Origin of the sequence: Nonomuraea lactucae, from assembly GCF_003313395.1 — a bacterium.
Classification (GTDB): domain Bacteria; phylum Actinomycetota; class Actinomycetes; order Streptosporangiales; family Streptosporangiaceae; genus Nonomuraea; species Nonomuraea lactucae.
This window is the reverse complement of record NZ_QNFZ01001057.1, coordinates 1-14,015: the sequence shown is the minus strand read 5'-3', so window position 1 is coordinate 14,015 and position 14,015 is coordinate 1. Positions and strand designations below refer to the sequence as shown.

Here is a 14,015-nt window from a genome sequence, read left to right as displayed (position 1 = left end):
GGGGGCCAGGGCGGACAGGGCCGAAGGGAGAACGAGGGATGCCACCCGGAGCGACGGTCGTCGGCCCGGCGGCCTGGGAGCGGGTGCTGTTCTGGGTGGTGGCTCCGCTGCTGGGGGCCGGGGCCGGCTGGCTGCTGAAGTTCGTGGTCGGGTGGGCTGGGTCGCTGCCGTGGACGCCGTTCCAGGGGCCGCTGCGGCTGGCCGAGTCGGTCCCCGCGACGCCGTTCACGATCGGCGCGGTCGCCGTCGGCGCGCTCGCCGGCGTGGTGCTGGCCCTGGTCGCCGAGGAGTACGCCGTGAAGGTCACCGTGGCCGACGACGGGGTGACCGTCGTCTGCCGCGGCGCCAAGCGCGAGGTGCCACGCCGGTCCGTGGTCGCGGCCTTCCACGACGCCAAGCAACTCGTGCTGCTCGACCACGACGGCGGCGAGCCGGTGCGGCAGGGTGGCGACCTGCCCGCGGAGCGGCGCCTCGCGGACGCCTTCCTGGCCCACGGCTACCCGTGGCTGGCCGAGGGCGATCCGCACCGGGAGGACTTCCAGCGGTGGGTGGACGGGCACCCCGACCTGCCGGCCTCCGCACACGCCTTCCTCAAGGCGCGCGCACGCGCCCTGGAGAAGGGCGACGTGGAGGACGCCGAGGAGCTGCGGCGGGAGCTGGCGAAGCTGGGCGTCGTGGTGCGCGAGGAGAAGAAGCGGCAGCACTGGCGGCGCACCCACCGGACGGCCCGTTAGCCCGTGCGATGGGCAGGCGTCACATAGCCCGGCGAAGGGCAGGGCCCGTGCGAAGGGCAGGGCCCGTGCGAAGGGCAGGCGTCACTCGAGGGCCCTGCGGAGCCACGACTCCACGCCCGCCACGTGGACCGTGGCCCACGAGCGGGCCACGTCCGCCTGCCGGGCCGCGATGGCCTCGTAGATCGCTGTGTGCTGCTCCCGCGTCTTGTCCATGGCGCCCTCCTGGGTGAGGCCTCGCCAGATCCTGGCCCTGGTCGTCGGCCCGGACAGGCTCTCGATGAACGAGCAGAGCACAGTGTTGCCGGACCCTCGGGCGATGCGGGCGTGGAACTGCAGGTCGTTGGCGACGAGCTCCTCCACAGAGGGGTCGGCGGGCAGCGCCTCGAGGATGACGCGCAGCTCGTCGATCTCCTGGTCGGTCATGAGCTTGGTGGCCATGGCGGTCGCGGCCGGCTCCAGGATGCGGCGCACCTCGAAGAACTGCAGCACCGTGTCGTCGCGGTGCAGGTCGAGCACGAACGACATGGTGTCGAGCAGCAGCCTCGGCTCCAGGCTCGTGACGTACGTGCCGTCGCCCTGCCGTACGTCGAGCACGTTGATCAGCGCCAGCGCGCGGACCGCCTCGCGCAGCGAGTTGCGCGACAGGCCCAGCCGTTCGGCGAGGTCGGCCTCCTTGGGGAGCCTGTCTCCAGGCGCGAGCTCGCCGGAAAGGATCATCTGCTTGATCTTGTCGATGGCCGCGTCGGTGACCGCCACGCTCTTCTCCCTAGACATCGGATGTCTAGGATTCTAGGGCCTGGAAGCGCACCGTATCGAGCCCGGAGACGCGCCGGATCCGGCCACTCGCCTCCAGAGCGCGCAAGTGGGCGGCGGCCTCGCCCGCCGCCATGCTCCGCGGCACGGGGGACAGGTCTGCCCACGGCCTGTTCCAGGTCATCATCGCGGCGACCTCCCAGATGGTCAGCGGCTCGGCCCGTTCGGCGAGCAGGGCGGCGAGCCGTACGAGCTTCTCCTCGTGATGCCGGCGGATCTCGGCCGCCCGCGCCGCCACATCAGGGAATGTCCACTCGTGCGCCGGGAGCCCGTCCAGCGGCCCCAGCTCACCGACCCGGTCCAGGGAGTCCAGGAAGTCGCCGAGCGGGTCCACGTCGTCGCGATCATAGGGATAGACGCCGACGTGCGGGGTGATGTCGGGCAGCACGTGGTCACCGGTGAACAGCCGCCCGGCGTCCACCAGGTGAAGGCAGATGTGGCCCGGCGTGTGGCCGGGGGTGTGGACGGCGCGCAGCTCGCGGCCGGGCAGGTCGATCAGGTCGCCGTCGCCCAGCTCGCGGTCGGGCTGCGTGGGCGCCCGCGGGCGGTCCGCCGACACCGCGACCATGTCGCCGGGGCCGGCGCCCGCCCGCCTGAGCATGTCGGCCTGGAAACCGCGGTGGTCGCCGTCGGCGAAGCCGCGCATGAGCCGCACCAGCGCGGCGTCGGCCTCGTGCATCGCGATCCAGGCGCCCGAGACCTCTCTCACCCGGCCCGCCAGCCCGGCGTGGTCGGGGTGGAAGTGGGTGACGACCACGCCCTGGACGGTGGTCACGTCGATCCCGAGGGCGCCGAGCCCGCCGCGCAGCGCCTCCCAGGCGTCCGGATGGTGCCAACCGGCGTCCACCAGCACCGGGCCGCGGGGGGAGTCGACGGCGTAGACGAGCGTATAGCCGAGGGGGTTGCCGGGGATGGGCACCGGCACGCTCGACACCCCGCCGCCCAGATCCCGAGGCCGCTGCTCCGAGTACGGCCTGCGTCGTGTCTTCCTCATGGGCGGTCCCCCGTCGATCGTGCGAGTGGTGGTCGGAGTGTGGCGGAGATCGGCGGGAGACGGGAAGGGACTTCCAGCAGGTGCCAGGACGAGGGCATGGTCTCTGGCCTGGCGGCGGAACTGGGCGGGGTCCAGGCGCGGCGGCGGACGGGGGTCGGGACCCTGGCGTGCCACGTGCCACGTGCCACGTGCCACCGCCACGTGCCCCAGACCCGGTTTCCGGTGCGGCGGCGGGGTCCTGGCAGGTCAGGTGACGCGTTCGAGGATCGTGGCGGTGGCCAGGGCGCCGCCCGCGCACATCGTGACCAGCGCGGTCGCCGAGTCCGAGCGCTCCAGCTCGTGCAACGCCGTGGTGAGCAGCCTGGCCCCGGTGGCGCCCACCGGATGGCCGAGCGCGATGGCGCCGCCGTTGACGTTGACGCGGTCGAAGTCGGGCTCGTGCACGCTCGCCCAGGAGAGCACGACCGAGGCGAACGCCTCGTTCACCTCGAACCTGTCGATGTCGCCGACCGTCATCCCGGCCGCGGCGAGCACCTTGGCGGTCGCGTCCACCGGCCCGTCGAGGTGATAGTACGGCTCCGCGCCCACCAGGGCCTGGGCGAGGATTCGGGCCCTCGGCCGCAGTCCGGCGGCCCGGGCCGCCTCCTCGCTCATCACCAGCACGGCGGCGGCGCCGTCGGAGATCTGCGACGACGTGCCCGCGGTGTGCAGGGCGCCCTCGCGCACCGGTCTGAGCCCGGCCAGCACCTCCGCGGTGGTCTCGCGCAGGCCCTGGTCGCGCGTCACCTGCCCGACCGGCACGATCTCCCGGTCGAAGCGCCCGTCGGCCCACGCCTTGGCCGCCAGCCGCTGCGACCGCACGCCCAACCAGTCGAGCCGCTCCCTGGTCAGCCCGCGCCGGGCCGCGATCCGCTCGGCGGCGGTGAACTGGTCGGGCAGGTCGATGCTCCAGTCGTCGGGCCTGGGCCTGGCCGGCAGCACGTTGCTCCCGAGGGGCGCCCGGCTCATGACCTCGACCCCGCAGCCGACGCCCGCGTCGATCACGCCGGCGCGGATCATGGCCGCCGCCAGGTGCACGGCCTGCTGGGACGACCCGCACTGCGCGTCGACCGTGGTGACCCCCGTCTGGTGCGGCAGCCCCGCGTACAGCCAGGAATGGCGCCCGACGTGCCCGCCCTGCTCGCCGGCCTGCGTCACGCACCCTGCGAACACCTGGCCGACGAGCGCGGGATCGACGCCGGAGCGCTCGACCAGCCCGTTGAGCGCGGTGGCGAGCACCTGCTGGGGCTTGAGCTCGGCCAGCCAGCCCGCGCGCTTGCCGATGGGAGTGCGGACGGCCTCGACGATCACCGGTGTGCCCACAGTCGCCTCCAGAACTAAGCTCCGGAGCAGACTGTAACCCGTTCTACTTTTTCGCGGAAGAGCGGCGCCCCTCGGGGAGCGTTCGGGGCAGGTCGAACGTGTCGAACAGGTTTAGGTCGAAGAACATCGCGACATGGCTGACACCTCTCGCTGTCACGGTGAGCACCGGCAGCCCGAACGCGTGATAAACGTCACCCTGCCGGAAGTACATCGCGAACGCCGGCTGGCCGTTCGCCGAGATCTGGACGAGCCGCAGGTCGCCAGGCTGCTTGGCAGGGCAGTTGACCTCGATGAGCCTGCCGATCGTCTCGGCCCCCTGGTACCACGTCGGGTAGGGCGGCATCTCCCAGATCGCGTCCTTCGTGAACAGCTCGACGATCGCCGCCACGTCATAGCTCTCGAAGGCCGCCACATAGCGGTCGAGCTGCTCCTGCTGGTCCTGCGGGAGCGGCTCGACCGGGTCGTCGGGGCTCGGCGACACCTGGCTGAGCTGGGTGCGGGCGCGCTGCAGGCCGCTGTTGACGGCCGCGGTTGTGGTCTCGAGCACCTCGGCGACCTCGGCGGCCCGCCACTTGAGCACGTCGCGCAGGATCAGGATCGCCCGCTGCCGCGCAGGCAGGTGCTGCAGTGCTGCGATGAGCGCCAGCCTGATGCTCTCGCGGGAGGTGACGATCAGGGCGGGATCCTCGGCGCCCGCGCCCACCAGCGCGTCGGGCACGGGCTCCAGCCACGGCACCTCCGACCGCTCGGTCAGGGGCGCGGTCGCCTCGGCGCTCGGCGCGCCCAGCCCCGTGGGCATCGGCCGCCTGCCGCGGCTGTCGAGCGCGGTGAGGCAGGCCGTGGTGGCGATGCGATAGAGCCAGGTGCGCAGCGAAGAGCGCCCCTCGAAGCCGTCGTAGGCGCGCCAGGCGCGCAGATAGGTCTCCTGGACCAGGTCCTCGGCGTCGTGCACCGAGCCGAGCATGCGGTAGCAGTGCGCCAGCAACTCGCGCCGGAGCGGGTCAGCCAGCTTGAGGAAGTCCTCGTTCGGTGGCCTGTCGGTCATACCCCCTGTATATGCGGCGCCACTGACAAAGCGATGAGTTCGCGGGGACGGGGCCGGTCCTTGTGGGTGACAACCGCCCGACCGGCGTCGAACCCACCCAACGCGCCCCGGAGTGGCCTCGGAGCCCGGTGCCGAGGTCAGGGTCGTGGCCGGCACCGGCTGGGCCTGTCAGGGGACGGTGAGGACGATCTTGCCGGTGGTGTGGCCGGACTCGCCCAGTTCGTGTGCCTTGGCCGCGTCCGCCAGCGGCAGCACGGCCGCGATCTCGGATCGCAGCCGGTCGGCCTCCGCCAGGGCGACCAGCGCGCGCAGTGCGGCGTGGTCGGGTTCGACCAGCATGGCCGCCGAGCGGATGCCCCGCCGCGCGGCCTCCTCGTCCAGGCCGGGGTCCAGGAGGGAGAGGGTGAGCGAGACGATCGTGCCTCCCTCGCGCAGCGTCCGCAGGGAGCGCGGGCCGTAGTCGCCGCCCATGGTGTCGATCACGGCGTCCACGCCGCGCACCACCTCGGCGAAGTCCTGGGCGCGGTAGTCGACCAACTCGTCCGCGCCGAGGCCGCGCAGGAAGTCGTGCTTGGCGGCGCTGGCCGTGCCGATGACATGGGCGCCGCGGGCCTTGGCGATCTGTACGGCGAAGTGCCCCACGCCGCCCGCCGCCGCGTGCACCAGCACCCGGCTGCCCGCCCGCACCCCCGCTGTGTCGACCAGCGCCTGCCAGGCGGTGAGCGCCGCGAGCGGGATCGCGGCGGCGTGCACGTGGTCGATGCCCGCGGGCTTGCGGGCGAAGTGCCGCGCGGGCGCCGTCACGTACTCCGCGTACGCCCCATGCCCCAGCGGGTAGCGCAGCATGCCGAAGACCTCGTCGCCCGGCTTGTGGATGGTGGTGCCCAGGCCGACGGCCTCGACCACGCCCGAGACGTCCCAGCCCAGCGTGAACGGCGGCGGCCCCAGCAGCCCGCCGTTGGTCCGGTGCTTCCAGTCGGTGGGGTTGACCCCGGCGGCACGCACCCGCACGAGCACCTCGGTCGGCCCCGGCTCGGGCCTGTCCACCTCGACCGTCTTCAGCACCTCGGGACCGCCCAGGGTGTCCTGGCTGATCGCGCGCATCTTCATGAGGCCAGCCTGCCGGTGGCGGGACACGCCCGCGAGTGGCCCAATGGCCAATGTCCGTAAAGATCCAGCCAGCACGGGTCGCATGCGCCGCTGGTGGCGGCGCCGGCCTTGGGTGGCTCACAGGGCGCCGTGTCGCGGCCCGCCACGCGCGGGTCAGCGGGCGTCTCCCTGGAAGTCGCCGGGCACGTGCGGTGGGTGGGCCCTCCTCGGCGGTGCCGTGAAGGCTGGAGATCAGGTGCCGTGAGGGCTGGAGACCAGGTGTGCCGTGAAGGGTTGGAGATCAGGTGCCGTGAGGGGCTGGAGATCAAAGGTCGGTGAGGAGGCGGGAGGCGGCGATGTCGATGCGGCGCTGGATCTGGTCGTAGGTGCGGCGGCCCCGGAGCATCTCGAGGAGCTCGTGGACCCAGATGCTCGACAGGGAGCCCGCAAGGGCGACCTGCTCCTCGGTGGCCTGCTCCCTTCCCGGCCCGTTGGCGGAGACGCGGAGCAGCAGGCCCGTCATCCGGTCGCCGAACGGGGTCTCGACCTCGGCCAGGATCAGCGAGCGAATGAGGGCGTCGGCGAGCTCGGGCTCGCGCATGAGGCCGCGCGTGGCGCGCATGAGGACGTCGACCGCGCGGCCCGCCGGGGTGGACGCGCTCGGCGGGCGGCGCTCGATGCTGCTCTCCAGGAGGTCGATCTCCTCGCCCACCACCGCGACGACGAGGTCCATCTTGGACGGGAAGTAGCGGTAGAGGGTGCCGAGCGCGACGCCGGCCCGCTCGGCGACGGTGCGCATCTGCATCGCCTCGACGCCGCCGCGCGAGGCGAGGGCGGCCGCGGCCTGGACGATGCGCTTGCGGCGCTGGTGCTGGCTACGCGTACGGACGCTGTGCCCGCCGGACGTGGAGTGGCTCTCCATGGTCCCCTCGGTGTCGCTGGAGGGCGCGGCGATGGCCGCGTGCGGAGTACGCATAAGAACACGTTATCTGATTTCTCGGCCGCGCGGCTTGTTACTTGCCAGTCACAAAGGGTGCCGCATACCCCCATGTCTACGGCATTACACGCATATATCGCGACTTATGGCATTGGGGGCTACTGGACAATTATTAGAATCTGTTCTAGTTTGCGGATCGGTTGACCGAGCGCTTGTTGGAGGCGCGATGCCCGAGGACACGCTCGCCGCTCTGCTCCTCGCCAGGGCCGGCGACGACCGTCCCGGTCTGTACTTCGAGGACCGGGTCTGGTCGTGGCGAGAGCACGTCGCCGCGTGCCTGGCCGCCGCGACCTGGCTCGACGCTCATGCGGCGGCGCATGCCACTCCCCTCCACGTGGGCGTGCTCTGCGACAACGTGCCCGAGCTGGTGTTCCTGGTGGGCGGGGCAGCGCTCGCCGGGCACGTGGTCGTCGCGCTGAACCCGACCCGCTCGCCCGCCGAGCTGGCCCGCGACGCCGCCGCGACGGACGTCGCCCTGCTGCTCTGCGACGATCCGTACGAGGAGGTGGGCCGCCGCCTGGCCGCCGGCCTGGGCATCCCCTGCGCCGCCCTCTCCCGGGCGAGCCCGCCTGGACCGGGTGGGGAGCCGGTCACGGAGCCAGGCGGGGAGCTGGGCGGGGACCTGGGCGGGAAGCCGGGCAGCGACACACGACCGGGTGACCTGGTGATGCTGATCTTCACCTCGGGCACTTCGGGGCGGCCCCGGGCGGTGCGGATCACCCAGCGGAAGATCGCCGTGCCGGGCCGGAGCCTGGCCGCGCTGCTCGCTCCCGGGGACGTGGTCTACTGCTCGATGCCGCTGTTCCACTCCGGCGCGGTGATGGCCGCCTACGCCCCGGCCGTGGCCTCGGGGGCGGCGCTCGCGCTGCGGCGGAGGTTCTCGGCGTCGGGCCTGCTGACCGACGTCAGGAGGTACGGCTGCACGTACCTCCACTACGTCGGCAAGGCCCTCTCCTACGTCCTGGCCACCGCGGAACGGCCTGACGACGCCGACAACCCCCTGCGGCTCGCGTTCGGCAACGAGGGCAGCGCGACGGCCGTCCGGAGGTTCGGCGAGCGGTTCGGCTGCCACGTGATCGACGCGTTCGGCTCGACGGAGACGGCGATCGCGCTGACCCCCGACCCCACCGGGCCCCCAGGCTGCCTCGGCCGGCTGCCCGAGGGTGTCGAGATCCGCGACCCGGCGACCGGCGAGCGCTGCCCTCCGGCGATCGTCGAGGACGGCCGCCTGCTCAACCCGGGCGAGGCGATCGGCGAGCTGGTGAACGCGACGGGTGCCGGCCTGTTCGACGGCTACTACAACGACCCGGAGGCGGACGCCGAGCGGATCCGCGCGGGAGAGTTCTGGTCGGGCGACCTCGCATACGCCGACGCCGGCGGGTACGTGTTCTTCGCCGGGCGCGGCACGGAGCGGCTGCGGGTGGACGGTGAGAACCTCGCCGTCGCCCCGATCGAGGCGGCGCTGCGGGAGTTTCCCGGCGTGGTCGAGGCGGCGGTCTACCCGGTGCCGGACGCGGTCGCGGGCGACCAGATCATGGGCGCGCTCGTCATGTCCGCGCCGTTCGCTCCGGCGGAGTTCGCCGCCTTGTTCGCCGCCTTCCTGGCGTCCCGCCGCGATCTCGGCGTCAAGGCCGTACCTCGATATATCCGGATCTGCTCGGCCTTGCCGGAGACCCCCTCGCACAAGGTCGTCAAACGCCACCTCGTCCGCGACGCCTGGCGGACCCCCGACCCGGTCTGGTGGCGCACCGGCACGGGCTGGCGTCCGCTGAAGGAGGAGGACGTCAAGGCGATCGAGGACGAGTTCGTCAGGAACGGACGCGGACACCTACTGGAGGGCTGATGGATTTCAACCTGGACGAGACCCAGCAAGACCTGAGGAAACTGGCCGCGGACCTCCTCGCCAAGGACGCCGGCGAGGACAGGCTCCGCGAGGCCGGGCTGCTGAGCGTGTGCGTGCCGGAGGAGGCGGGCGGCGCCGGGCTGGGCCCGGTCGAGATGGCGGTCGTGCTCCGCGAGGTGGGAGCCCGCGCCGCGGCCGTCCCCGCGCTGCCGGCCCTGGCCGGCTCTCTCGCGCTCAGCACGTACGGCACGCGGGCGCAGCAGGAGCGCTCCGCCACGATCGCGCTGAGAGAGCCGGGCAGGGCGCTCGCCGACCCGCCCGTCACCAGGGCGGACAGGACGGACGGGAGCTGGGTGCTGACCGGCAGGAAGACGCAGGTGCCGTACCTGGAGCCGGCCGCGCTGGTCAGCGCCGACGCGGGCGTCTTCCTCGTCACCTCCCCGGAGGCGAGCCCGGAGTTCACCTCCACCGGAGAGCCGGCCGCCACCATCGTGCTCGACCGGACGCCCGCCGAACGCGTGGCGGGCGCCGAGGCGGTCCCGGCGGTCCGGCAGCTCTTCACGCTGGCCGTGGCGGCCCAGGCCAGTGGCGTGCTCGCCGGAGCGCTGGAGCTGACCACCGAGTACATCAGGACCAGGAGGCAGTTCGGCCGGGTACTGGCCGAGTTCCAGGCCGTCACCATGCAGATCGCCGACGTGTACGTCGCGGGGCGGGCGCTGGACGTGGCGATGTGGTCGGCGGCCTGGCGGCTGGGCGAGGGCCTGCCCGCCGAGGAGGACGTGGCGGTCGCCGCCCTCCACGTCGGCGAGGCGTTCAGAGCCCTCTACACCTGCCAGCACCTGCACGGCGGGCTCGGCCTCGACGTGACGTACCCGCTGCACCGCTACTTCTCCCACGCCAAGCACCTGTCGCACCTGCTCGGCGGCCAGGACGCCCAGCTCGACCTGATCGGAGCGCTCGTCTGATGCTGATCGACCTCACCCCTGACCAGCGCAGGCTCCGCGACGAGCTGCGCGAGTACTTCCGCAGCTGCCTCACGGACGACGAGCGCGCCAAGATCGCCGAGGATCCGTTCGGCGAGATGTACATGGAGCACTGCCGCCGCCTCGGGCGCGACCGCAAGCTCGGCCTCGGCTGGCCGAAGGAGTACGGCGGAGCCGGCTACGGCCCCCTTGAGCAGCAGATCTTCGCCAACGAGATCGCCCGCGCGAGCGTGCCGTACCCGCTCATCACGCTCCAGACGGTCGGCCCCACCCTGATGCAGTACGGCACGCGGGAGCAGAAGGAGACGTTCCTGCCGCGCATCCTGGCGGGCGAGTGCCACTTCGCCATCGGCTACAGCGAACCCGAGGCCGGCACCGACCTGGCCTCGCTGCGCACGACCGCGGTGCCCGACGGCGACCACTACGTCGTCAACGGCCAGAAGATCTTCACCAGCGGCGCCCACTACGCCCAGTACATCTGGCTCGCCACCCGCACCAACCCCGAGGCCGCCAAGCACAAGGGCATCACCATGATGATCGCCTCCACGGACGACCCCGGCTTCTCCTGGACGCCGATCGTCACCATGGACGGCCGCCACCACACGAACGCCACCTACTACAGCGACGTCCGCGTCCCGGTGAACATGGTCGTGGGCGAGGTGGACAAGGGCTGGGACCTGATCGTCAACCAGCTCAACCACGAACGGGTGACGCTCGGCCCCGCGGGGAACCTCGGCCAGACCTACGACCGCTTCCTCGCCTGGGCCCGCCGTACCGGGCTGGTGGACGAGCCGGACGTGCGGCGGGCGCTCGGCCGGGTCCGCGCCTACTTCCGCACGAACGAGCTGCTCAACTGGCAGGTCGCGGCGAACATGGACCTCGGCTGGCTGGGCGCCCCCGACGCCTCGGCCACCAAGATCTACGCCTCGGAGCGGGTGCAGGAGGTCGGCCGGCTCGTCGGCGACGTGCTGGCCCGCCACGGCGACCCGTCGGACCCCGAGACGGCCGAGCTGATGGAACGGGTGGACCACGGGGTCAAGGGCGCGGTGGTGCTGACCTTCGGCGGCGGCGTGAACGAGGTGCAGCGCGAGCTGATCGCCATGCTCGGCCTTGGCCTGCCGAGGCCGCCGCGATGACCGGCGCGCCCGCCACGGGAGTGACGACGGACCGGGAGCTCAGGGAGCTGGCCGACAAGCAGGCCGCGCTCGGCGAGGTCCGCGGCGTCCCGGCCGCCGACCCGGTCAACACCCCCATGATCAGGCACTGGCTGGACGCGATGGGCGACTCCAACCCGGCGTACCTGGAGAAAGGGGTCGCGCCGCCCGCGATGGCCCAGGTGTGGACCATGCAGGGCGTCCGCTCCAGGGGCAGGGACCGCTCGCCGGTGGACGACGTGCTCGCGGAGCTCGACGCCCAGGGCTTCACGGGCGTGGTGGCGACCAACTGCGAGCAGACCTACCACCGGTACGTACGGCTGGGCGAACGGCTCACGCCCGCCACGCGCTTCTCCGGGCTGGCCGGGCCCAAGCGGACCGCCCTGGGCGAGGGCTACTTCGCCACCTGGAACGTCACCTGGTACGGCGAGGCGGACGAGCCGGTGGCGGAGATGATGTTCCGGGTGCTGAAGTTCCGGCCCCGGAAGCGTGCCGCGCCGGGCCCCCAGGGCGGCCAGGGCGAGGGCGGCCAGGGCGAGGGCGGCCGTCGGCCGTACCCGCTGAGACCGGCCGTGAGCAGGGACACCGAGTTCTTCTGGGAAGGCGTGCGGCACGGCGAGCTGCGCGTCCAGAGCTGCGCCGACTGCGGCCGGCTCCGCCACCCGCCCGGACCGGTCTGCCCGGCGTGCCGCTCCACGAACCGCTCGTACGTCACGGCGGCCGGAGAGGGCACCGTCTACAGCTACGTCGTCCACCACCACCCGCCGGTCCCGGGACGGACGGCGCCGTTCGTGGTGGCGGTGGTGGAACTGCCGGAAGGGGTGCGGATCGTGGGGAACGTAGTGGACTGCCCGCCTGAAGCCGTGGGTATCGGTATGTCGTTGCGCGTGACGTACCGGGCAATGGACGACGAACTGATCCTTCCGCTGTGGGTGCCACGGGAGTCGTGATGCGGACGCTGACCGAAGATCAGGTCGAGATCGGTTCGGTGCTGCCCGAACTGTCGATCGACCTCACGCCCACGGTGGTCGTCTCCACCGCCCTGGCCACCATGGACTTCACCCCGGTGCACCACGACGTCGAAGGCGCCCGCGCGCAGGGCTCCAAGGACATCTTCCTGAACATCCTGACCACGATGGGCCTGGTCGAACGGTACGTCACCGACTGGACGGGGCCGGAGGCGGTCATCAGGCGCATCAACGTCAAGCTGGGCGTCCCGGCGTACGCGGGCGACCGCCTGAGCTTCAACGGCACGATCGTCGCGCACGACGGTGCCGAGTTCACGGCGGAGGTCCGCGGCAAGGTCAGCCTGGGCGACCACGCCACCGGCACCGTCACCTTCACCCTCCCTCAGTAGTTCGGACCTCCATCTTTTACGGCCATCTTTTACGGCAGGCCAGGCAAGGCCCACCCGCCGACCGTGGCCGGGCCCCGTCCAGGGGAACGCTCCTCCGGCGTGCGTGGCCGGGCGCCGTGACGTGCGCCTTCCGGGCCGCCCCAGGGGTTCCCTGTCGGTGCCGGGCCCTGACACGAATGACAGCCGGACACGCATGGCAGACACGCATGGCAGAAGGAGCACGCGTTGCTGAAGTCGAAAGCCGCGATAGCCGGAATCGGCGCCACCGAGTTCACCAAGGACTCAGGCAGGTCCGAGCTGCGGCTGGCCGCAGAGGCGGTGTTCGCCGCCCTGGACGACGCCGGGCTCGATCCCGCCGAGGTCGACGGGATGGTCACCTACACCCAGGACGCCAACCAGGAGATCGCCGTGGCGAGGGAGGTCGGGGCCGGCGAGCTGACCTTCTTCTCCCGGGTCGAGTACGGCGGCGGGGCCGCGTGCGGGACCGTGGCCCACGCGGCGATGGCCGTCGCCACCGGGGCGGCCCGGACGGTCGTGTGCTACCGGGCCTTCAACGAGCGCTCCGGCAGGCGGTTCGGGCAGCCCGACGCACGGCTGGGCGGCCTGCCGACGTCGCAGGGGCTGGAGATGAGCTGGCACGTGCCGTTCGGGCTGATGACTCCCGCCGCCTGGGTCGCCATGTTCGCCCGGCGCTACATGCATGTCCACGGCGCCACCTCCGAGGACTTCGGGCGGGTCGCCGTCGCCATGCGCCGGCACGCGGCCTCGAACCCCGCCGCCTGGTTCCACGGGCGGCCGCTCACTCTGGAGGAGCACCAGGCGTCGCGGTGGATCGTGGAGCCTCTGCGCCTGTTCGACTGCTGCCAGGAGAGTGACGGGGCCGTGGCCCTCGTCGTCACCTCCGCCGAGCGCGCCCGCGACCTGCGCAGGTCTCCAGCCGTGATCACGGCCGCGGCCCAGGGGGCGGGGGAGGGGCAGATGATGATGACCAGCTACTACCGGGATGGCATGAGCGGCCTGCCCGAGATGTCGGTCGTGGGCAGGCGCCTCTGGGAGATGTCGGGGCTCGGCCCGCGCGACATCCAGACCGCCATCCTGTACGACCACTTCACCCCGTTTGTCCTGGTCCAGCTGGAGGAGCTGGGCTTCTGCGGCCGGGGCGAGGCGGCCGCCTTCGTCCGGGACGGCGGCATCGAGCTCGACGGGCGCCTCCCGGTCAACCCGCACGGCGGCCAGCTCGGCGAGGCGTACATCCACGGCATGAACGGCATCGCCGAAGCCGTCCGCCAGATCAGGGGCACCTCGGCCAACCAGCTCCCGGGCGTGCGCAACGTCCTGGTCACCGCGGGCACGGGCGTCCCCACCAGTGGCCTGATCCTCTCGGCCGCCTGACGGCGGTGGCCTTGGGTACCCGGATCAGGGGCTGATGATCGTGGGCATCGCGAAGAACACGATCATCGCGATCGCCACGCAGAGCAGGAAGCCGACCACCTCCCACGCCCAGTCGTGGTGCCGGTCCTGGCGGGGACGTCCCCGGGGCTGCTTGCGTGACGCCGGCGTGGGGCGTGGGCCCGGCCTGCGCGGGCCCGGCTTGCGCGGGGCGGTGCCGCCGGACGGCGACCTGAACGTGGCGAGCGTGCGGGC

Annotated in this window: 14 protein-coding genes; 7 read left to right on the top strand and 7 right to left on the bottom strand. The window is 72.4% G+C overall.

Translation table 11 applies throughout. From position 1 onward, the window contains the following. Positions 1–38 precede the first annotated feature (38 nt). Positions 39–734: a YqeB family protein gene (locus tag DQW85_RS41450; protein ID WP_113705206.1), complete on the top strand. Its 696-nt coding sequence runs from the start codon at positions 39–41 to the stop codon at positions 732–734. A gap of 81 nt (positions 735–815) precedes the next feature. On the opposite strand, the gene DQW85_RS41445 is transcribed toward DQW85_RS41450, so the two are convergent. The 6 genes from DQW85_RS41445 to DQW85_RS41420 all read right to left on the bottom strand — a co-directional run bounded on the left by DQW85_RS41445 (position 816) and on the right by DQW85_RS41420 (position 6,959). After that, on the bottom strand, positions 816–1,490 hold the full coding sequence (locus tag DQW85_RS41445) for a FadR/GntR family transcriptional regulator (RefSeq protein WP_113705205.1): 675 nt from the start codon (positions 1,488–1,490) through the stop codon (positions 816–818). A gap of 25 nt (positions 1,491–1,515) precedes the next feature. After that, positions 1,516–2,541, bottom strand: a complete 1,026-nt coding sequence (locus tag DQW85_RS41440) for an MBL fold metallo-hydrolase (protein ID WP_113705204.1) — start codon at positions 2,539–2,541, stop codon at positions 1,516–1,518. A gap of 246 nt (positions 2,542–2,787) precedes the next feature. Continuing rightward, entirely contained in the window at positions 2,788–3,903 is a 1,116-nt protein-coding gene (locus DQW85_RS41435) for a steroid 3-ketoacyl-CoA thiolase (RefSeq protein WP_113705203.1), read from the bottom strand. 43 nt (positions 3,904–3,946) lie between these two features. Next, positions 3,947–4,948, bottom strand: a complete 1,002-nt coding sequence (locus DQW85_RS41430) for a sigma-70 family RNA polymerase sigma factor (RefSeq protein WP_113705202.1) — start codon at positions 4,946–4,948, stop codon at positions 3,947–3,949. Between the two features lie 168 nt (positions 4,949–5,116). Continuing rightward, a complete protein-coding gene (locus tag DQW85_RS41425; protein ID WP_113705201.1) occupies positions 5,117–6,052 on the bottom strand; it encodes an NADP-dependent oxidoreductase in 936 nt (311 codons plus the stop codon). A gap of 310 nt (positions 6,053–6,362) precedes the next feature. Continuing rightward, positions 6,363–6,959: a TetR family transcriptional regulator gene (locus DQW85_RS41420; protein WP_113705219.1), complete on the bottom strand. Its 597-nt coding sequence runs from the start codon at positions 6,957–6,959 to the stop codon at positions 6,363–6,365. 241 nt (positions 6,960–7,200) lie between these two features. Here DQW85_RS41420 and DQW85_RS41415 point away from each other — a divergent pair, with 241 nt between their 5' ends. The 6 genes from DQW85_RS41415 (at position 7,201) to DQW85_RS41390 (ending at position 13,763) form a co-directional block, all read left to right on the top strand. Continuing rightward, entirely contained in the window at positions 7,201–8,877 is a 1,677-nt protein-coding gene (locus DQW85_RS41415) for an AMP-binding protein (RefSeq protein ID WP_113705200.1), read from the top strand. Then, positions 8,877–9,842, top strand: a complete 966-nt coding sequence (locus tag DQW85_RS41410; protein WP_113705199.1) for an acyl-CoA dehydrogenase family protein — start codon at positions 8,877–8,879, stop codon at positions 9,840–9,842. The genes DQW85_RS41415 and DQW85_RS41410 overlap by 1 nt, the downstream gene beginning before the upstream one ends. Continuing rightward, a complete protein-coding gene (locus DQW85_RS41405; RefSeq protein ID WP_113705198.1) occupies positions 9,842–10,996 on the top strand; it encodes an acyl-CoA dehydrogenase family protein in 1,155 nt (384 codons plus the stop codon). The genes DQW85_RS41410 and DQW85_RS41405 overlap by 1 nt, the downstream gene beginning before the upstream one ends. Then, the gene (locus tag DQW85_RS47840; RefSeq protein WP_113705197.1) at positions 10,993–11,964 is read left to right on the top strand and encodes a bifunctional MaoC family dehydratase N-terminal/OB-fold nucleic acid binding domain-containing protein; all 972 of its coding nucleotides are present in this window, start codon (positions 10,993–10,995) and stop codon (positions 11,962–11,964) included. The genes DQW85_RS41405 and DQW85_RS47840 overlap by 4 nt, the downstream gene beginning before the upstream one ends. After that, positions 11,964–12,371 carry a MaoC/PaaZ C-terminal domain-containing protein gene (locus DQW85_RS41395; protein WP_113705196.1) on the top strand — a complete coding sequence of 136 codons (408 nt, stop codon included), beginning with the start codon at positions 11,964–11,966 and terminating at the stop codon, positions 12,369–12,371. Before DQW85_RS47840 ends, DQW85_RS41395 begins: the two co-directional genes overlap by 1 nt. 225 nt (positions 12,372–12,596) lie before the next feature. Then, entirely contained in the window at positions 12,597–13,763 is a 1,167-nt protein-coding gene (locus tag DQW85_RS41390) for a lipid-transfer protein (RefSeq protein ID WP_420819221.1), read from the top strand. Between the two features lie 24 nt (positions 13,764–13,787). Here DQW85_RS41390 and DQW85_RS41385 read toward each other — a convergent pair. Further along, a partial coding sequence (locus DQW85_RS41385; protein WP_205315805.1) for a hypothetical protein occupies positions 13,788–14,015 on the bottom strand: 228 nt, incomplete at its 5' end.